The sequence below is a fragment of the Actinomadura sp. B10D3 genome (assembly GCF_039871695.1).
Classification (GTDB): domain Bacteria; phylum Actinomycetota; class Actinomycetes; order Streptosporangiales; family Streptosporangiaceae; genus Spirillospora; species Spirillospora madurae.
The window spans coordinates 88,021-105,966 of sequence record NZ_JBDPLY010000007.1; the positions used below are offsets into that span (position 1 = coordinate 88,021).

Here is a 17,946-nt window from a genome sequence, read left to right on the forward strand (position 1 = left end):
CGCAAGTGTTCGAGTCCGTGCTCGTGGCGAACCGCGGGGAGATCGCCGGACGGATCGTGCGGACCGCCCGCGCGATGGGGCTCAAGGCCATCGCGGTGCACTCCGACGCCGACGAGGGGCTGCCGTTCGTCGCGGAGGCCGACGAGGCCGTGCTGATCGGGCCCGCCGACCCGTCCCGCAGCTACCTCAACGCCGCCGCGATCCTGGAGGCCGCGCGCCGGACGAACGCGCAGGCGATCCACCCCGGCGACGGCGTCCTAGCCGAGAACGCCGTGTTCGCCCGGCAGGTCACCGGCGGGGGCCTGGTCTGGGTCGGCCCGCCGCCGCTCGCCATCGCCCGGATGAGCGACAAGATCAACTCCCGGAACCTGATGCGGGAGGCGGGCGTCCCCGTCGGGCCCGCCGGCTGGGAACCGGTCCCCGACGCCGGCAGCGCGGCCGAGGAGGCCGAGCGCATCGGCTACCCCGTGATGGTGAAGCCCGCGGCGGGCGACGGCGGCCTCGGCCTGGCCGTCGCGCACGACCCCGCGGGCCTGCGCGCCGCCTACGAGACGGCCCGCGCCACCGCCGAGCGCGTCTTCGGGCACGGCGCGGTGCTCCTGGAACGGTACGTCCCGGGCGCGCTGCACATCGAGGTGCAGATCCTCGGCCTCGCGGACGGCACGGTCCTCGCGCTCGGCGAGCGCGACTGCTCCGTCCAGCGCCGGTACCAGAAGATCGTCGAGGAGACGCCGTCGCCGGGCGTCGCCCCCGCCCTCCGCGACCGCCTGCTGGCCGCCGCCGTCCGCGCCGGCGAGACCGTCGGCTACCGGGGCGCCGGCAGCGTCGAGTTCCTCGTCGACCCCGCCGCGCAGGACTTCGCGTTCCTGGAGATGAGCACCCGGCTGCCGTCCGGGCACGTCGTCACCGAGACGGTCACCGGCATCGACCTCGTCGAGCAGCAGTTCCGCATCGCCGCCGGCGGGCCCGTCTCGTTCACGGACGCGGCGCCGCGCGGCCACGCCGTCGCGTTCCGCGTCCACGCCGAGGACCCACGGGAGTTCCGCCCCGGCTCCGGCGAGATCAAGGTGTGGGAGGAGCCCGCCGGAGACGGCATCCGCATCGACGCCGGGTACGCCGAGGGCACCACCGTCACCCCGCACTACCACCCCCTGATCGCCAAGCTGACCGTCCACGGCGACGACCGCGGTCACGCGCTCGCCCGCGCCAGGGCCGCCCTCGACGCGTTCCGGATCGAGGGCCCGCCCACGAACCTGCCCTTCCTGCGCGAGCTGCTCGACGCCCCCGGGTTCGCGGCCGGCACCTACGACACCGGCATCGTCGGGCGCATGCGCGCCGGCGGCCCGTCGTAGAGTGGCGACGTGCCCCGAGACGAGCCCGTGTACTGCGACCGCTGCGGCGAGCCCGCCGCCGAGGGCGCCCACGCGTCCTGCCGCGCGGCCCGCGAGATGGAGCCGCCCCGCTACTGCGCGCACTGCCGCCGCCGCATGACCGTCCAGGTCACGCCGCTCGGCTGGACGGCCCGCTGCTCGCGGCACGGCGCGCTGCAGAGCGCGTCCTAGAACGCCGGTACCCGGTCACACACCGGTGGTCCTGCGGGGGTAGGACACCTCGGGATCGGTCGCGACGTTCACCAGGTACGGGACGCCGGAGTCGAACGCGCGCCGCAGCGCCGGGCCGACCTCGTCCGGGCGGGTGACCAGCTCGCCGGCGCCGCCGAGCGCGCGGACCACCTCGTCGTAGCGGCAGTGCGGCTGGAGGTCGGCGGCCACGTCGTAGCCGTAGAGCATCCGCATCGGGTGCTTCTCCAGCCCCCAGGAACCGTTGTTGCCCACGATCATCACGACCGGCAGGCCGTGCCGGACCAGGCTGTCGGCGTCCATCAGGGACAGCCCCGCGGCGCCGTCGCCGAGCAGCAGCACGACCTGGGCGGACGGCCGGGCGAGGCGGGCCGCGATCGCGTAGCCGAGGCCGGTGCCGAGGCACCCGTACGGCCCCGGGTCGAGCCAGCCGCCGGGCCGCCGCGGCTCGACGTACCTGCCCGCGTAGGAGACGAAGTCGCCGCCGTCCCCGATCACCACGGCGTCGTCGTCGAGGAGCTTCGACAGCTCCCCGTAGACGCGCAGGGGGTGAACCGGGTCGGCGTCGGAGGTGAGCAGGTCGACGTCCTCGGCGATGGCGGCGCAGGTCGCGTCGCGCAGGCCGTCGCGCCAGGGCGCGTGGGCGGCGGGGGAGACGCCGGCCTTCGCGCAGGCGGCGGCCAGGCCCGCGAAGACGAGCGACAGGTCGCCCGCGGCGGCCGCGGCCGGCCGGACGTGGGCGGCGAGGGCCGACGGCGCGTCCGCGAGGTGCACGACCTTGGCGGTCCCGTCGCCGAACGAGCCGTAGCCGAGGCGGAAGTCCAGCGGCGTCCCCGCGACGATGACGAGGTCGGCGTCGCCGAACGCGGTACCCCGCGCGCGGGTGACGAGCAGCTCGTGCCCGGCCGGCAGGACTCCGCGGCCCTGCCCGTTGGCGACCACCGGAAGCCGCAGCTCCTCGGCGAACGCGCGGGCGGCCTCCTCGGCGCCGTCCATCCACACGTCCGAGCCGAGGACGAGGACGGGCCGCCGCGCCGCCTTGAGCAGCCCGGCGATGCGGGCGAGCGCGTCGGGGTCGGCGGGCCGCTCCGGCGGCTCGGCCGGCCGCCGCGCGCCGTCCCGCCCGGCGGGGCCGAAGAGGTGGTCCATGTGGACGTCGAGGAAGACGGGGCCGCGGTGCGGCGCGGCGGCCGTCGCGAAGGCGCGGGCCACGTCGTCGGCGAGCGTGTCCGGCCCGCCGGCGGTCGTCGCGAGCTTGGTGACCGGGGCGAGGATCGGCGGCTGGTCGAGCTCCTGGAGCGCGCCCGAGCCCCACCGCCCGAGCGGGGCCCGGCCGCCGAGGACGACGACGGGGGACCCGTTGAACCAGGCCGTGGTGATCCCGCTGACGCCGTTGGTGACGCCCGGCCCGGCCGTCAGGACGGCGAGCCCGGTGCGGCGGGTGAGCCGGGCCGTCGCCTCCGCCGCGAACACGGCCGTCTGCTCGTGCCGGACGTCCACGATCCGCGGGTCGGCGCCGTCGGCGGTCCTGGCGCCGTCCTCGCCGACGCCCCCGTCGTAGAGCGGGAACACGTGCCCGCCCGAGAGGGTGAACATCGTGTCGACGCCGTGCCTGCGGATCTCCGCGATGGCCGTGTCACCGCCGTGCCGAGCGCTCATGCACGCACCGTAACAAGCGGTCGCTTGGCTGCCCAGGGGGCGGCGGTTCCGGTCAGGCGAGGTCCTGGCAGGACAACTCGCCCGGGAGCAGGGGACGGAGGCGGACCGAGTAGGTCTCGCCCTCGCTGCGCCAGGCGATATCGGGCCCGGTCTCGGGGATCTTCTTCGGCGGGGCCAGCGTGCAGATGGCGCCCGCCACCTGGGCGCCCTTGCCGAGCGGCTTCAGCGGCCAGGTCTTGACCGTGCCGCCGCCCGTGGTCGGTCCGGCGAGGACGGCCGTCTTCTCCGGCGCGTACGGGCGGGGCTTGGCGGCCTGGTCGGCCGCGGGCCAGCCGGCCGGGTCGAGCCTCTTCAGGAACCGCGCCTCCGGCCCGGCCTGCGACTCGGGCTGGATGATCCGGGTCGTCGCGTCGCCCATGCCGACCACGGTGATGATCGCGTCCGCGATCCGGTCGGAGCCGACCGTGTGCGAGCGGCCGAGTCCGGCGGCGCGGGCCTCGTCCAGGAGCCGCCGGAGCGCGTCCGGCTTCAGGCGGTACTCGGTCAGCCTGCCCTGGGAGGAGGCGACGGCGCGTCCGGTGGAGTAGAGGGAGAACTCGGGGACGCTTCCCGGGCCGCCGAGGCCCGCGAAGCCCCCGGTCTGCCGCCGCCGGAGGACGAGCTGCTCACCGGCGGGGGAGTCCTTGGCGGGGGACGAGGCGCCGGGTGACGAGGGCGAGGGCCCGGCGGTGCCGGAGCCGTCCCCGCACGCGATGAGCGTCGCGCAGGCCGCGAGGGCCGCGCAGGCGAGTGCCGGCGTCCGGTGGGAGCGTGTGTGCGGACCGGCCATGACGGTTGGACGCCCCGCCGCCGCCCCGGGTTCCGCCCGTGCCGGAAAAGTGAGGGGTCCGGCGACGGGCGAGGTCAGGGCCCCGCGCTAGGGTGCCGCGTTGTGAGCGTTCTCGTTGTCTCCGGGACCTGCACGGGCGTGGGGAAGACCGTCGTGACCGCGGCCCTGGCCACGGTCGCCGCCGCCCGCGGCGCGTCGGTCGCCGTCGTCAAGCCCGGCCAGACGGGCGCCGGCGACGCGGATCCCGGCGACCTGGACGAGGTGCGGCGCCTCGCCGGCCTGGACGACGTGCACGAGTTCGCGCGGTTCCCCGACCCGCTGTCCCCGGCCGCCGCCGCGCGCCGGGCCGGGGTCCCGCCCGTCCGGCTGGCGGACGTGGCCGAGCGCGTCCGGGACCTCGCGGAGACCCGCCGGCTGGTGCTGGTGGAGGGCGCGGGCGGGCTGCTCGTCCGCTACGACGACGAGGGGACGACGATCGCGGACCTCGCGCGCTGGCTCGGCGCCGCCGTCGTCGTGGTGGCCCGTCCGGACCTCGGCACCCTCAACCACACCGCGCTCACCCTGGAGGCGATGGCGCACCGCGGCGTGCAGCTCGCCGGGGTGGTGGTCGGCGCCTGGCCGGACGACCCGGACCTCGCCATGCGCAGCAACATCCGCGACCTGGAGACCATCGCGGCCCGCCCGCTGTCGGGCGCGCTGCCCGCGGGCGCGGGCGCCCTGGACCCGGCGGAGTTCCTGCCGGTCGCGCACCGCGGCCTGGCCCCCTCGTTCGGCGGCGGCTTCGACGCCGCCGCGTTCCGCGACCGCTTCGGCCCCGACAAGGAGAACACGTGACCGACATCCTCGACATCCTCGATATCGCCCGCCGCCAGGTGCTGGAGGAAGGCCGGGGCCTGTCCCGGGAGCAGGTCCTGGAGGCGCTGACCCTGCCGGACGACCGGCTGCAGGACCTGCTCGCGCTCGCCCACGACGTCCGGATGCGCTGGTGCGGCCCGGAGGTCGAGGTCGAGGGCATCGTGTCGCTGAAGACGGGCGGCTGCCCGGAGGACTGCCACTTCTGCTCGCAGTCCGGCACGTTCGAGTCGCCGGTCCGGTCGGTGTGGCTGAACATCCCGGACCTGGTCGAGGCGGCGCGGGAGACCGCGAAGACCGGCGCGACCGAGTTCTGCATCGTCGCCGCCGTCCGCGGCCCGGACGAGCGGCTCATGGCCCAGGTCCGCGAGGGCGTCAAGGCGATCAACGACGCCGTCGAGATCAACATCGCGTGCTCGCTCGGCATGCTCACCCAGGAGCAGGTGGACGAGCTGGCCGCGATGGGCGTCCACCGCTACAACCACAACCTGGAGACGGCCCGCTCCCACTTCCCCAGCGTGGTCACCACCCACACGTGGGAGGAGCGCTGGGACACCCTCCGCATGGTCAAGGACGCCGGCATGGAGGTGTGCTGCGGCGGCATCGTCGGCATGGGCGAGTCCATCGAGCAGCGCGCCGAGTTCGCCGCGCAGCTCGCCGAACTGGAGCCCGACGAGGTCCCGCTGAACTTCCTCGCGCCCCGGCCCGGCACCCCGTTCGCCGACCGCCCCCTGGTCGAGGGCACGGAGGCGCTGAAGACGATCGCCGCGTTCCGGCTCGCCCTGCCCCGCACGATCCTCCGCTACGCCGGAGGCCGCGAGCTCACCCTCGGCGACCTCGGCACCCGCGACGGCATGCTCGGCGGCATCAACGCCATCATCGTCGGCAACTACCTCACCACCCTCGGCCGCCCCGCCCAGAAGGACCTGGACCTCCTGACCGACCTCCAGATGCCCATCAAGGCCCTGACCCAGACCCTCTAGGCCGGAGCCGCTCCCGGTGCCTCCCGCTGGCACTCAGGCGTCCCATGGTTTCCACTCTGTGGTGTCTATGTCGATGTTGAACGGCTCGGGGAGGTGGATGGGGTCGCCGAAGTCCCAGGCTTCCTGGTGCAGGTATGCGCCTAGGGGTTGGTCCGGGATGCTGTACAGGATGGCTTGCGCGACCTTCGGGGAGCGGTCGACCAGCAGGTAGTACGGGATCTCGGCCCTGGCGTAGCCGTTCCACTTGTTGCTGCCGCGCTTCCCGGTCGGCTGCCGGTCGTTCTTCGCGTTGCTGCGGGAGGTGACCTCCACGACCAGTTCGACCTGGTCCGGAACCAGCGTCCGCACACCCGCGCGCCGCGCGGCCAGGTACACGTCCTGCTCTATGACCATCAGGTCCGGGACGTATCCGTCGCCGACGCCGACGAGCGACATCCCTGTCCCGCTGTCGGTCCTCCAGGTGAAACCGGGCTGGAGCACGTGGCCGCGGATCAGTGCGTAGTTGATGTCGCCCACGATGGTGTTGTGCGGGAAACCCGGCGGCGGGGACACTACGACCTTCCCTCCGATGACCTCGACTCGGGATCCTTCGGGGGCGTCGACGTAGTCATCGAGGTCGCCGCGGACCCACAGGTTGTAGGGGGTATCGGGCAACAGCGACACTTCTTCTTCTGTCAGGACCTTCACGCCGTGTGACTCCTCCCTCACGATCTGCTCCCGGTCATCGTAGAGAAGGGGTGCACCCAGCGTAGCCGGATCCTTCGAAAGTGTGGTCGAAAGGCCGGCTCGCGCGGAGGTCAGCGGCTGAGGCGGGTGATGAACTTGTAGCGGTCGCCTCGGTAGAGGGACTGGGCCCACTCGACCGGCTGGCCCGTGGTGTCGAAGGCGTGGCGGGAGAGCAGGAGCATCGGCAGGCCGACGTCCACGCCCAGGAGCTGCGCGTCGTGCGGGGTGGCCAGGACGGTCTCGATCGTCTCCTCGGCCTCGGTGAGGTGGACGTCGTAGGCCGTGGCGAGCGTCTCGTACAGGGAGTTGTGGCGGGGGAGCTCGCGACGCAGGCCGGGGAAGCGGCGGGCCGGGAGGTGGGACGTGTCGATCGACATCGGCTCGCCGTCGGCGAGGCGGAGGCGGTGGACGCGCAGGACGCGCCCGCCCGGGCGGATGCAGAGGAGGGTGGCCAGGCGCTCGTCGGCGCTGACGTAGCCGGCCTCCAGGATGCGGGTCTCGGGGCGCAGGCCGTGGTGGCGCATGTCCTCGGTGTAGCTGACGAGCTGGAGCTCCTGCGCGACCTTCGGTTTGGCGACGAAGGTGCCCTTGCCCTGGATGCGCTGGAGGCGGCCTTCGACGACGAGTTCGGCGAGGGCCTGGCGCACGGTGGTGCGGGACGTCTCGTACTTCTCCGCGAGCGTCCGCTCGGGCGGCAGCGGGCTGCCCGCCGGCAGCGACTGGATGAGCTCGACCAGCAGCTCTTTGAGCTTGTAGTACTTGGGGATCCGGGGCGCCTGGTTCGGGTGGCGCTTACCGAGGTCGCCGAGCCCCGTCCGGTCGTACCCGTGCTGGAATCCGCCCCCGTGCCGGGGCCCGCCCCTGACCTCCGTCACGGCATCTCCTCACGTTCATCACGGGTTCTCCCGATGTTATGTGTGAAGACTACGGGCGGTAGACGACGCAACATCGGCCAGGGCCGTCCGGAGGCGTGTGAGGTCGGCCTCGTCGAGGGTGGCGCGGGCGGTCAGGCGGAGGCACGCGCGGCCCTTGGGGACGGACGGCGGACGGAAGCATCCGACGCGGAGACCGTGCTCAGCGCAGATCGCGGCGGCCCGGACGGCGGCGTGCGGCTCGCCCAGGAACACCGGGACCACGGCCGCGGCGGGGTCGGTGGTCTCCAGGCCGGAACCGGCCGCGAGGTCCGCCAGCCGGGCCGCGCGCTCGCGCGCCCGGCCCGGCAGCCCCGGCTCGGCTTCGAGGACGTCCAGCGCGGCGAGCGCGGCGCCGGCGGCCGGCGGGTTCAGCCCGGTGTCGAAGATGAAGGACCGCCCGGTGTCGACGAGCGTGTCGATCACCTCCGGCGCGCCGAGCACCGCGCCGCCCTGCGAGCCGAGCGACTTCGACAGGGTGAGGGTGAGGACCACGTCGGGTTCGCCGGCGAGCCCGGCCGCGTGCGCGGCGCCCCGGCCGCCGTCGCCGACGACGCCGAGCGCGTGCGCCTCGTCGATCACCAGCAGCGCGCCGTGCGCCCGGACGGCCGCGTGCAGGGCCGCCAGCGGGGCGAGGTCGCCGTCCACGGAGAAGACCGCGTCGGTGACCACGAGGGCGTCGTCCTCCTCGCGCTCGGCGAGGGCCTGCTCGACGGCGGCGGTGTCCCGGTGCGGGACGATCGCGACGCGGGCCCGCGACAGCCGGCACGCGTCCACGATCGAGGCGTGGTTGACCTGGTCGGACACTACGAGCGTGCCGGGGCCGGCGAGGGCGGTGACGGCACCGAGGTTGGCCAGGAAGCCGGAGGAGAACACGAGGCCGGCGGCGCTCCCGGTGAACGCGGCGAGCCGGCGGTCCAGCTCGGCGTGCAGCTCGGTCGTCCCGGTGACCAGGCGCGATCCGGTGGAGCCGGTGCCCCACGCGCGGGCGGCGGCCACCGCGCCCTCCGCCAGCCGGCGGTCGCCGGCGAGGCCCAGGTAGTCGTTGGACGCCAGGTCGGTGAGCCCGTCGGGGCGGGGGCGGGGGCGCAGCGTCCGGCGCAGCCCGGCCCCGGCGCGCCGCGCGGCCGCGTCCCGGAGCCGCGCCAGGGGGTCTGCTCCTGCGGTCATGCGTGGATACTGCCAGGTCGCGCGGGGGGCGGGGCACCCGGCCCCCGCACCAGGAAGCATGGGCGATGATGGTCGCGTGCCTACCTTGACCGATCTGGTCCGCGATCACTCCGATCTGACCGACACCGACCTGGAGTGGCTGCACGCGCTGGTGTCGGACTGGCAGCTGCTGGCCGACCTGTCGTTCGCGGACCTGCTGCTGTGGGTGCCGCTGCGGTCCGCGGACACCCTCCCCGCCGACGGGGCGTCCCGGCCGGGCCGCGGCCAGCGGGGCGCCCTCGACACCGGGGCGGTGGTGCCGGGCTGGGTGGCGATCGCGCAGATGCGCCCCACGACCGGGCCGACCGCCTACCCGGAGGACCTCGTCGGCAAGGTCGTCCGGACGGGGCGCCGCGGGCTGATCGACGTCGCGTGGCGGGAGCGCCGGATCGTCCGGGAGGGCGACCCGGAGTGGGGCAGCGGCATCCCGGTCCGGGAGGAGTCGATCCCGGTGCGGCGCGGCGCCAAGGTGCTCGGGGTGATCCAGCGCAGCACGAACCTCAGCTCGGCGCGCACGCCGTCCCGGCTGGAGCTGACCTACCTGCAGAGCGCCAGCGACCTCGCCACGATGATCTCCGAGGGGCGCTTCCCGGTGCCGGGCGAGGAGCCGAACATGGTCCGCTCGCCGCGCGTGGGCGACGGGCTGATGCGGCTGGACCGGGCGGGGCGGGTCACCTACGCCAGCCCGAACGCGCAGTCGGCGTACCGGCGGCTCGGCTTCCCCGCCGACCTGGTCGGCGAGGCGCTCGGGCAGGTCACCGCCGACCTGTGCGACACCGGCGAGCCGATGGAGGAGGCGCTCAGCGTCGTGCTGTCCGGCCGGGCGCCGCGCGAGGTGGAGGTCGAGTCGCGCGGGTCGGTCATGCAGTTGCGGACGATCCCGCTGGTCGTCGGCGGGACGCGGATCGGCGCGGTGGTGCTGTGCCGGGACGTCACCGAGCTGCGGTGGCGGGACCGGGAGCTGATGACCAAGGACGCCACCATCCGGGAGATCCACCACCGGGTGAAGAACAACCTGCAGACGGTCGCCGCGCTGCTGCGGCTCCAGGCCCGCCGGCTGCGCATCCCGGAGGGGCGGGCCGCGCTGGACGAGGCGGTGCGGCGCGTGGGGTCCATCGCGATCGTGCACGAGACGCTGTCGCACACCCCCGACGAGCTGATCGACTTCGACGACATCGCCGACCGGGTGATCACGATGGCGGGGGAGGTGTCCACGCCGGAGACGAAGGTCGCGCCGAAGCGCACCGGCAGCTTCGGCGTCCTGCCCGCCGAGGTCGCGACGCCGCTGGCGATGGCGCTCACCGAGCTGCTGCAGAACGCCCTCGAACACGGCCTCGCCCGCCGGTTCGGGACGCTGGAGGTCGTCGCGCACCGCTACGGCGAGGGCGAGACCCCCCGCGACCCGGGCGGCGTCCCGGTCTGGGGCGAGTGGCCCGCGCCCGGCTCCGACGAGCCCCGGACCACCGCTGGTGACGAGCCCCAGGCCTCTCGTGAGGACGCGCCGCCGCCGGGGCGGCGCCTCGTGACGATCGTCGCCGACGACGGCGTGGGGCTGCCCGAGGACTTCGACGTGGAGAGCAGCAACAGCCTGGGCCTGCAGATCGTCCGGACCCTGATCGTCGGGGAGCTCGGCGGCCGTCTCGACTTCCGCCCCCGCCCCGGCGGCGGCACCGAGGTCGTCGTCGACATCCCCCTGGACCACCACCACGGCCCCGGCCGGAACTGAGGGGCCGGGGCCGATGCCGTCAGTACGGCGCGAGCCGTTACTGCGCTGGGGACGGGGAGGTCAGATGCGGGCGCGGGTGCGGGCGCGGGACGCCCGGCGCTTCAGGGCGCGGCGCTCGTCCTCGCCCATGCCGCCCCAGACGCCCGAGTCCTGGCCGGACTCCAGCGCCCAGCGGAGGCAGGCGTCGCTCACGTCGCAACGCCGGCACACCTGCTTGGCCTCTTCGATCTGCAGGATCGCGGGCCCGGTGTTGCCGATGGGAAAGAACAGCTCGGGGTCCACGTCACGGCAGGCTGCGCGGTGGCGCCAGTCCATGCGGTCCACTCCTTCGTCAGGTGGTGGAGACATTCCACACTTGTGAACGGTTTCACATGTCGCGAACGCCCGGGGTGGCGGTGGCCAGGTCCAGGGGTGGTTGTTCGGCGGCGCTGCGAGCAGGGGACCTACGGCGTTGGGGCCCTCTGTCGATCGGCGCACTTCGAGCGTGTCAGGGGGTACCGGACGGCGCAAGACCTTTGAGAAAGGATTCTCAAAGTATGGGTGTCGCATGTGTCACACACGCGGGACGACCGTGTTACTTGGCTCTCACCTTGCGGCGCCGCCGTCCTCAAATGACGATGCGGATCGCCTTCGGGACCGATCGGAACGTCACGCTCCGGTGCTCGCCGAGGTAGTCGCCGTCCAACTGGAAGGCCACCGGGCGGTCGGCGCACAGGGTGACCTCCGACGCGTCGTGCACGTTGACCACCTGCCTTCCCTGGACGGGACGGTGGCGCGCGGTCAGCATCTGGGCCAGCGCCCCGGCCGTCGGGCCCACGTCCAGGGAACGCATCCCGAACACGTCCAGGCCGCGCGAGAAGTTCGCCTTCGGACTCGGATTCACCGGCAGCCGGCCCATGAAAGTCCACGGCGACGTATTGGAGATGAAGGCCAGGAACAGGCCCGATTTCGGCGGGCGGCCCGGCTGCTCCAAAGTGAGCGCGGGACGCCTCCGGTCCGTGCCGGAGAAGAAATGCCGGACGGCCGTGCGCACGTACAGCGACGGGTCGGCCCGGACCCCGGCCGCGCGCCGCCGCTCCACCTCCCGGACGACCTCCGCGTCGAGCCCCACCCCCGCGCAGAACGTGAAGTACCGCTCGGTGCCGCCCGGGTGGCGGGCCGTGCCGAGCCCGACCGTCCGGTGCCGCCCCGCCCGCAGCGCCTCCAGCACCGCCTTCGTCGAGCCGATCGGGTCGTCGGGCAGGCCGAGCGCGCGGGCGAACACGTTCGCGCTCCCCGACGGCAGCACCGCCAGCGCCGGCAGGTCCGGGGACGGCCCGTCGGCGAGCAGCCCGTTCACCGCCTCGTTGACCGTCCCGTCGCCGCCGAGCGCGATCACGACGTCGTAGCCGTCCACCGCGGCCTGCCTGGCCAGTTCGGTCGCGTGGCCGCGGTGGCCGGTCTCGGCGAGGACGAGGTCGAGATCGCCGGTGAAGGCCCGCATCAGGATGTCGCGGGCCCGCCGGGAGGTGGAGGTCGCCTTGGGATTGGCGATGAGCACAGCGCGCACGGCGCCAGCGTATCGATCGTTCCGGACGGGGTCGGCGGCCGTTCGCCCTCGGGACGGGCGGCGGCCGGGTGCGAGTAGGGTTTCGGGGTGTGACCAAGCGTCCCTTCACCGTGCGGGCCGCCGCCGCCCTCGAGGCCGCGGAGGGGCTCGCCGCCGCCGGATTCGGTGTCTTCACCGGCGTCGAGACCGCCGTCGGAGCAGCCGTCGACCCGGCCAGCGCGATCGGGGTCACCGTCCTCGCGCTCGCCGGCGGGCTCGGCATGCTGGCGTGCGCCCGCGGCCTGCTGCGCGCCGACCAGTGGAGCCGCGCCCCCACGGTGCTGACCCAGCTGTTCGCGCTGCCGATCGCCTGGTCGCTGTGGCAGAGCGACCGTCCCGCGATCGCGCTCCCGATGGCGGTCGTCGCCGTCCTCGCGCTCATTGCCGTCCTCAGCCCGCCGAGCACCGCCTGGCTCGTCCACGACCACGACGAGGACGAGGGCGGGGACGCGGAGAAGGGCGGCGGGCCCGCCGTCCCGGCCACCGCGCCCAAGGCCGGCAAGGCGCCCTCCGAGGGCGAGACGGACGCGAAAGAGCCGCGCTCCCTCGGGCAGCGCCTCAAGGACCGCCTGAAGGAACAGCCCACCAAAGACTGACCGGAAACGGCCGAGAGCCCCGGGGGGAGTACCCCGGGGCCCTCGTCACGTCATCCGTTACTCGTCGGCGGTCAGGCCCTCGCGGAGCTGCGCCAGCGTGCGGGCGAGCAGCCGGGACACGTGCATCTGGGAGATGCCGAGCTCCGCGGCGATCTGCGACTGCGTCATGTTGCCGAAGAACCGCAGCAGCAGGATCTTCTTCTCGCGCGCCGGCAGCTTCTCCAGCAGCGGCTTGAGGGACTCGCGGTACTCCACGCCCTCCAGCGACTCGTCCACCATGCCGAGCGAGTCGGCCACCGCCGGGGCGTCCTCGTCGCCGGAGTCGGGGGCGTCGAGGGACACCGTGGAGTAGGCGTTCGCCGACTCCAGGCCCTCCAGCACCTCCTCCTCGCTCATCTGCAGGTGCGCCGCCAGCTCGCTGACCGTCGGCGCGCGGCCCTCGCGCTGGGCGAGATCGCTGATCGCCTTCGTCAGCGACAGCTTCAGCTCCTGGAGCCGGCGCGGAACCCGCACCGCCCAGCCCTTGTCGCGGAAGTGCCGTTTGATCTCACCGACGATCGTGGGCGTGGCGTAGGTGGAGAACTCCACGCCGCGCTCCAGATCGAACCGGTCGATCGACTTGATCAGGCCGATGGTGGCGACCTGGATCAGGTCGTCCAGCCACTCGCCCCTGTTGCGGAACCGGCGGGCGAGGTACTCCACCAGCGGCAGATGCAGCTCCACGAGCTGGTCGCGGATGCGCTGGCGCTCCGGGTCGCCCTCCGGGAGCTCGGCCAGCCGCTCGAACAGGGCACGCGCCCGCGCCCGGTCGGGCACGGCGCTCTCCGACCGCTCGGTACCCGCGCCCGCGACGGTCGTCTGCTCCGTGGTCGTCTTCTCCGTCACGGGGCCCCCGCCGCACCGCGCCGCTTCTGCAGTGTCACCGTGACCCGGTCGTCGGCGCCCACCCGGGCGTCGACCTCACCGGCGAGCGACGACAGGACGGTCCAGGCGAACGTGTCGCGGCTGGGCTCCTCGCCGTCCACCGTGAGGACCGACACGGAGATGCGCATCGCGTCGCCGGACAACTCGAACTCGCAGGTCAGATCCGTGCCCGGGACCGCCTGCGCGAGCAGCATCGCGCACGCCTCGTCGACGGCGATGCGCAGGTCTTCTATCTCGTCCAGCGTGAAGTCCAGCCTGGCCGCCAGGCCCGCGGTGGCCGTGCGCAGCACGGACAGGTAGGCGCTCGCGGCAGGCAGCCTCACCGTCACGACGTCGCGGACGGACAGCTTCGTACTTGCCGGCATTGCAGCGGTTTCCTCGGTCACGTCACTCCCTCGCAGGATGGTCCCGCTGCCTTCGAAACTACCGCCTACACGACGTGCTACGAGACTCCGGCGCGGTGTTTGCTTGGCATTTCTCTCCTCGTGTTCATGGCAGAGCCCTTCTCCTTCGGGCCTGGCGGCCCTCCATCGTCGGGCACTGCGGGCGATCGCTGCATCGCTTCGACTCGCCTTGCGGCTCGCTGCGCGATCAGGTTCTCGCAAGCTCGAACCTGCCTTCGGACGCGATCGCAGCCCTTTCGGTTGTTGCGGGGTTGCGGTGGTGGCTGGGGTTTGCGCGGAACGGGGGTGCGGTTGGTGTGTTCGTCCTGGTCAGGTGCTTGTGCCGGGTGGGAGTAGGGCTCCTCGGTGGGTTATTACCTTGGCGGCCAGGGTTGTTGCTTCTTCGGCTGACTCTCGGCGGGACGTTCCCTGTAGGCGGGCGGCCAGGTAGGCGGCGTTGTAGGCGTCGCCGGCGGCTGTGGTGTCGGTGACCTTTACGTCTGGGACGGCTGGGATGTGCTCCTGTGTGCTCGTGTCCGCGATCACGCTGCCCTGGGCGCCCATCTTCACGGCGATCTCGGTTACGCCGGTTTCGCGGAGGCGGCGGATGGTGTCGGTGGGGGTCTCGTCGCCGAAGACGGCCCGGTCGTCGGTGAGGGTGGGCAGGGCCACGTCGGTGCGCTTGAGGACGGCCCGCATGGCGGACGCGGCGGCGTCGGGGGACGGCCAGCCCGCCGGGCGGTAGTTGCCGTCGAAGGCGACCCGGCCGCCGCGCCGGCGGGTCTCGTCCAGGACGGCCAGGAGGCGCTCGCGGGCCTCGGCGGTCAGGACCGAAAGGGTGATGCCGGAGAGGTAGACGAGGTCGTGGCCCGCGACGGCCTCGTCGATCTCCGTGGGGTGGGACGGGCCGAAGAGTCCTCGGGCCGCTGATCGGGAGCGGTAGTAGTGGAACGTCCGCTCGCCCTCGGTGTCGGTGCGGATGAGGTAGAGGCCCGCCTGGCCGCCGGGGACGACGCGGGTGTGGTCGGAGCGGACGCCGTGGGCCGTCCACGAGGCCCGCATCTCCGCGCTGTACGGGTCGTCTCCGACGAGCGTGACGAACTGGACGTCGGTCCCGGGAGGCGCGCTCCTGGCCAGGTACGCGGCGGTGTTGAAGACGTCGCCCGCGTAACCGATCGCGAGGCGGTCCGGGGAGACGTGGCTGAGTTCGATCATGCACTCGCCGACCAGGGCGATGCGGGTCGGACGGGGGCGCGGACTGTCCACGGGCGGATCCTCTCTGTTCGGGCGAGGATACATCTAGACAACAAGTCATCAGATGACTAACACTTCGGGTGGTGCGGATCACGGACGAAGGGACGCCCCATGCACGACGATCCGATGCGAGGCTATGACGAGGACGGGTACGCGATCTTCAGGAACGTGCTGGACCCCGCGCTGATCGCCGAGGCGGACCAGCACGTCCGGTGGCTCCAGCGGCGGTACCCCGAGCGGTCCGGCGAGGACCTGTCCACGGAGCTGGTCGCCAAGGACCCGTTCTGGGTGCGGCTCGTCTCCGACGACCGGCTGCTGGACGTGGCCGAGCGGTTCATCGGCCCCGACATCGCGCTGTTCGCGTCCGCCTACATCTCCAAGCCGCCCTACACGGGCAAGGCCGTCCTGTGGCACCAGGACGGCGCGTTCTGGCCGCTCGATCCGATGCGCGTCGTGACGTTGTGGTTGGCCGTCGACCGCTCGACGCCGGAGAACGGCTGCCTGCGCGTCATCCCCGGAAGCCACAAGGAGGACCTGCACGAGGTCCGCGAGCGCGAGGACGCCGAGGCCGTCTTCGGCGTGGAGAGCGCGGCCGGCGTGGACGAGTCGCGGGCCGCGGACCTCGTTCTCGAACCCGGCGACGTCGAGGTCCACCACCCGAACATCATGCACGGCAGCAACGCCAACGACTCGCCCTACCGGCGCTGCGGGCTGACCATCCGGTACATCCCGACCTCGACCAGGATCACCGAGGAGCCGCTGCCGTGGCCGTCCGCGCTGCTGCTGCGCGGCGAGCCGGGCGTGAACGAGTACCAGCCGCGGCCCCGCTACGTCCCCGGCGAGCACTTCGCCTTCAGCGGCGCGGAGAACTGGAGCTGATGGGCGTCCGCAGGCACCGGCCGTCCCGCAACTGGGGCGCCCGCGTCCACGAGACCACCTGGGCCGGCATCGACGCGGTCGTGCTGGAGAACGAGCTGGTGCGGGTGACGGTCCTCGCGGGCAAGGGCGGCGACGTCGCGGAGTTCTGCTACAAGCCGCGCGACATGGACTTCGTGTGGCTGTCGCCGGACGGGCCGCGCGACCCGCGCGACGTGGCCGGGGGAGCGGCCGACGACACCGCCCTGTTCCTCGACTCCTACGAGGGCGGCTGGCAGGAGGTGCTGCCGAACGGCGGCGCGCCCAGCACCTACCGGGGCGCCGCGTTCGCGCAGCACGGCGAGGTGGCGGGGCTGGCGTGGGACGTCGCCGTCGTGGCCGACGACGCCGGGGAGGTCGCCGTCCGGCTGACCGTGCGGGCGCGGCGGATGCCGCTGCGGGTGGCCAAGACGTTTCGGCTCCGGTCCGGCGAGGCCGAGCTCGTCGTCGAGGAGGAGCTGGTCAACGAGTCCGGGGTGCCGCTGGACGCGATGTGGGGGCACCACATCGTGTTCGGCGCGCCCTTCCTGCGTCCCGGGCACCGGATCAGGCTGCCGGACGGCGCGCAGGTCGTCCCGCACGAGACGGCGATCGCGCCGGGCGGGCGGCGGGTCCGGGCCGGAGGGCCGTACGCGTGGCCGCACGTGCCGGCGGACGGGGGCGGGACCGTCGATCTCGGTGTCGTCCCGGACCGCGGTGCGCCGAGCGACATCGTCTACATCACCGGCCTGGAGGAGGGGCGCTACGAGGTCGTCGCCCCGGACGGCCTCGGCATGCGGGTGCGCTGGGACGTGGCCGTCCTGCCGCACCTGTGGCTGTGGCAGGAGCTCGGCGCCACCACCGGGCACCCGTGGTGGGGCCGCGCCCACGTGGTGGGACTGGAGCCGTTCGCCGGGTATCCGACGGACGGGCTGGCCGCGGCGGCGGCCAACGGGAGCGCGCTCAGGCTCGGACCGCATGCCCGGCGGAGCCTGTGGCTGCGCGCGGGGGTCATCGGAGGGGAGCAATGACGGAGTTCGAAGGCAAGGTCGCCGTGGTGACCGGCGGGTCCCTCGGGATCGGGCGGGCCGTGGTGGAACGGCTCGCTCGCGATGGCGCCGCGGTCGTGTTCTGCGGCCTCGCCGAGGTCGAGCGGGCTGAGCGTGAGCTGCGCGCGGAGGGCCTGGAGGTCGCCGGGACCGTCGCCGACGTCACGGACGCGGCGGCGATGGACGGGCTGGTCGCGGACGCCGTGGCCCGGTACGGCGGCCTCGACGTGCTGGTGACGTGCGCGGGCGTGCAGCGGTACGGGACGGTCGAGGAGACGTCCGAGGAGCTGTGGGACGAGGTGCTCGGCGTCAACGTCAAGGGCGTCTTCCTCGCCTGCCGCGCCGCCGTGCCCGAGCTGCGCCGCCGGGGCGGCGGGACGATCGTCACGATGTCGTCGGTGCAGGCGTTCGTGTCCCAGGATCGGGTCGCGGCCTACAGCGCGAGCAAGGCCGCGATCAACGCGCTGACGCGGGCGATGGCGCTCGACCACGCCGCCGACGGCATCCGCGCGAACGTCGTCTGCCCGGGATCGGTGGACACGCCGATGCTGCGCTGGGCCGCCGACCTGTTCCGCGGGGAGAAGGGCCAGGACGCGCAGGTCGAGGAGTGGGGGCGGGCCCATCCGCTGGGGCGCGTCGCGACGGCGGACGAGGTCGCGGAGGTGGTGGCGTTCCTCGCCGGGCCGCGGTCGTCCTTCGTCACCGGTGCCGAGCACCGCGTGGACGGGGGGCTGCTGGCGCGCAACCCGGCCGCGCTTCCCGAGACCTAGACGGCAAAAGATC

Annotated in this window: 19 protein-coding genes; 9 read left to right on the top strand and 10 right to left on the bottom strand. The window is 73.6% G+C overall.

The window, feature by feature from the left end; translation table 11 throughout:
- The first annotated feature begins 5 nt into the window (after positions 1-5).
- Positions 6-1,352, top strand: a complete 1,347-nt coding sequence (locus ABGB11_RS13945) for a biotin carboxylase N-terminal domain-containing protein (RefSeq protein WP_347632595.1) — start codon at positions 6-8, stop codon at positions 1,350-1,352.
- A 9-nt stretch (positions 1,353-1,361) separates the two neighbouring features.
- The gene (locus ABGB11_RS13950) at positions 1,362-1,562 is read left to right on the top strand and encodes a hypothetical protein (protein WP_347632597.1); all 201 of its coding nucleotides are present in this window, start codon (positions 1,362-1,364) and stop codon (positions 1,560-1,562) included.
- 15 nt (positions 1,563-1,577) lie between these two features.
- Here the strand turns inward: ABGB11_RS13950 and ABGB11_RS13955 are convergent, their stop codons facing one another.
- The gene (locus tag ABGB11_RS13955) at positions 1,578-3,239 is read right to left on the bottom strand and encodes an acetolactate synthase (protein WP_347632599.1); all 1,662 of its coding nucleotides are present in this window, start codon (positions 3,237-3,239) and stop codon (positions 1,578-1,580) included.
- Positions 3,240-3,291: 52 nt separating this feature from the next.
- A complete protein-coding gene (locus ABGB11_RS13960; RefSeq protein ID WP_347632601.1) occupies positions 3,292-4,068 on the bottom strand; it encodes a hypothetical protein in 777 nt (258 codons plus the stop codon).
- 102 nt (positions 4,069-4,170) lie between these two features.
- On the opposite strand from ABGB11_RS13960, the gene bioD reads away from it, so the two are divergent.
- Positions 4,171-4,902 carry a dethiobiotin synthase gene (gene bioD / locus ABGB11_RS13965; RefSeq protein WP_347632602.1) on the top strand — a complete coding sequence of 244 codons (732 nt, stop codon included), beginning with the start codon at positions 4,171-4,173 and terminating at the stop codon, positions 4,900-4,902.
- On the top strand, positions 4,899-5,903 hold the full coding sequence (gene bioB, locus ABGB11_RS13970; protein ID WP_347632603.1) for a biotin synthase BioB: 1,005 nt from the start codon (positions 4,899-4,901) through the stop codon (positions 5,901-5,903). The genes bioD and bioB overlap by 4 nt, the downstream gene beginning before the upstream one ends.
- 33 nt (positions 5,904-5,936) lie before the next feature.
- On the opposite strand, the gene ABGB11_RS13975 is transcribed toward bioB, so the two are convergent.
- The 3 genes from ABGB11_RS13975 to ABGB11_RS13985 all read right to left on the bottom strand — a co-directional run bounded on the left by ABGB11_RS13975 (position 5,937) and on the right by ABGB11_RS13985 (position 8,710).
- Complete coding sequence (locus ABGB11_RS13975; protein ID WP_347632605.1) at positions 5,937-6,590, bottom strand: Uma2 family endonuclease; 654 nt, start codon at positions 6,588-6,590, stop codon at positions 5,937-5,939.
- Between the two features lie 110 nt (positions 6,591-6,700).
- Complete coding sequence (locus ABGB11_RS13980; RefSeq protein ID WP_347632606.1) at positions 6,701-7,504, bottom strand: GntR family transcriptional regulator; 804 nt, start codon at positions 7,502-7,504, stop codon at positions 6,701-6,703.
- Positions 7,505-7,540: 36 nt separating this feature from the next.
- A complete protein-coding gene (locus ABGB11_RS13985) occupies positions 7,541-8,710 on the bottom strand; it encodes an aminotransferase class I/II-fold pyridoxal phosphate-dependent enzyme (RefSeq protein ID WP_347632608.1) in 1,170 nt (389 codons plus the stop codon).
- Between the two features lie 76 nt (positions 8,711-8,786).
- Here ABGB11_RS13985 and ABGB11_RS13990 point away from each other — a divergent pair, with 76 nt between their 5' ends.
- Positions 8,787-10,475 (top strand): histidine kinase N-terminal domain-containing protein, encoded by a 1,689-nt coding sequence (locus tag ABGB11_RS13990; RefSeq protein ID WP_347632610.1) that lies wholly within the window; start codon positions 8,787-8,789, stop codon positions 10,473-10,475.
- Positions 10,476-10,535: 60 nt separating this feature from the next.
- Here ABGB11_RS13990 and ABGB11_RS13995 read toward each other — a convergent pair whose 3' ends face one another.
- Complete coding sequence (locus ABGB11_RS13995) at positions 10,536-10,790, bottom strand: WhiB family transcriptional regulator (protein ID WP_021598588.1); 255 nt, start codon at positions 10,788-10,790, stop codon at positions 10,536-10,538.
- Positions 10,791-11,082: 292 nt separating this feature from the next.
- Complete coding sequence (locus ABGB11_RS14000) at positions 11,083-12,024, bottom strand: diacylglycerol kinase family protein (protein ID WP_347632612.1); 942 nt, start codon at positions 12,022-12,024, stop codon at positions 11,083-11,085.
- 89 nt (positions 12,025-12,113) lie between these two features.
- Here ABGB11_RS14000 and ABGB11_RS14005 point away from each other — a divergent pair, with 89 nt between their 5' ends.
- Positions 12,114-12,659 carry a hypothetical protein gene (locus ABGB11_RS14005; protein ID WP_347632614.1) on the top strand — a complete coding sequence of 182 codons (546 nt, stop codon included), beginning with the start codon at positions 12,114-12,116 and terminating at the stop codon, positions 12,657-12,659.
- A 57-nt stretch (positions 12,660-12,716) separates the two neighbouring features.
- Here ABGB11_RS14005 and ABGB11_RS14010 read toward each other — a convergent pair whose 3' ends face one another.
- The 3 genes from ABGB11_RS14010 to ABGB11_RS14020 form a co-directional block, all read right to left on the bottom strand.
- Positions 12,717-13,475: an RNA polymerase sigma factor SigF gene (locus tag ABGB11_RS14010; protein WP_026401215.1), complete on the bottom strand. Its 759-nt coding sequence runs from the start codon at positions 13,473-13,475 to the stop codon at positions 12,717-12,719.
- A 65-nt stretch (positions 13,476-13,540) separates the two neighbouring features.
- Positions 13,541-13,969 carry an anti-sigma factor gene (locus ABGB11_RS14015; RefSeq protein ID WP_347632616.1) on the bottom strand — a complete coding sequence of 143 codons (429 nt, stop codon included), beginning with the start codon at positions 13,967-13,969 and terminating at the stop codon, positions 13,541-13,543.
- Positions 13,970-14,296: 327 nt separating this feature from the next.
- Positions 14,297-15,232 carry a sugar kinase gene (locus tag ABGB11_RS14020; protein WP_347632618.1) on the bottom strand — a complete coding sequence of 312 codons (936 nt, stop codon included), beginning with the start codon at positions 15,230-15,232 and terminating at the stop codon, positions 14,297-14,299.
- A gap of 99 nt (positions 15,233-15,331) precedes the next feature.
- On the opposite strand from ABGB11_RS14020, the gene ABGB11_RS14025 reads away from it, so the two are divergent.
- The 3 genes from ABGB11_RS14025 to ABGB11_RS14035 are packed head-to-tail and all read left to right on the top strand — an operon-like array spanning position 15,332 to position 17,933.
- The gene (locus tag ABGB11_RS14025; RefSeq protein ID WP_347632620.1) at positions 15,332-16,099 is read left to right on the top strand and encodes a phytanoyl-CoA dioxygenase family protein; all 768 of its coding nucleotides are present in this window, start codon (positions 15,332-15,334) and stop codon (positions 16,097-16,099) included.
- The gene (locus ABGB11_RS14030; RefSeq protein ID WP_347632622.1) at positions 16,099-17,145 is read left to right on the top strand and encodes a DUF4432 family protein; all 1,047 of its coding nucleotides are present in this window, start codon (positions 16,099-16,101) and stop codon (positions 17,143-17,145) included. The genes ABGB11_RS14025 and ABGB11_RS14030 overlap by 1 nt, the downstream gene beginning before the upstream one ends.
- On the top strand, positions 17,142-17,933 hold the full coding sequence (locus ABGB11_RS14035) for an SDR family oxidoreductase (protein WP_347632624.1): 792 nt from the start codon (positions 17,142-17,144) through the stop codon (positions 17,931-17,933). The genes ABGB11_RS14030 and ABGB11_RS14035 overlap by 4 nt, the downstream gene beginning before the upstream one ends.
- Positions 17,934-17,946: the final 13 nt, after the last annotated feature.

Bases quoted from the DNA above. Each gene is read 5' to 3' on its own strand.
- ABGB11_RS14025 (WP_347632620.1), top strand. From the start codon at position 15,332: ATGCACGACGATCCGATGCGAGGCTATGACGAGGACGGGTACGCGATC.
- ABGB11_RS13985 (WP_347632608.1), bottom strand. From the start codon at position 8,710: ATGACCGCAGGAGCAGACCCCCTGGCGCGGCTCCGGGACGCGGCCGCG.
- ABGB11_RS14035 (WP_347632624.1), top strand. From the start codon at position 17,142: ATGACGGAGTTCGAAGGCAAGGTCGCCGTGGTGACCGGCGGGTCCCTC.
- ABGB11_RS13955 (WP_347632599.1), bottom strand. From the start codon at position 3,239: ATGAGCGCTCGGCACGGCGGTGACACGGCCATCGCGGAGATCCGCAGG.
- ABGB11_RS14030 (WP_347632622.1), top strand. From the start codon at position 16,099: ATGGGCGTCCGCAGGCACCGGCCGTCCCGCAACTGGGGCGCCCGCGTC.
- ABGB11_RS13960 (WP_347632601.1), bottom strand. From the start codon at position 4,068: ATGGCCGGTCCGCACACACGCTCCCACCGGACGCCGGCACTCGCCTGC.
- ABGB11_RS13995 (WP_021598588.1), bottom strand. From the start codon at position 10,790: ATGGACTGGCGCCACCGCGCAGCCTGCCGTGACGTGGACCCCGAGCTG.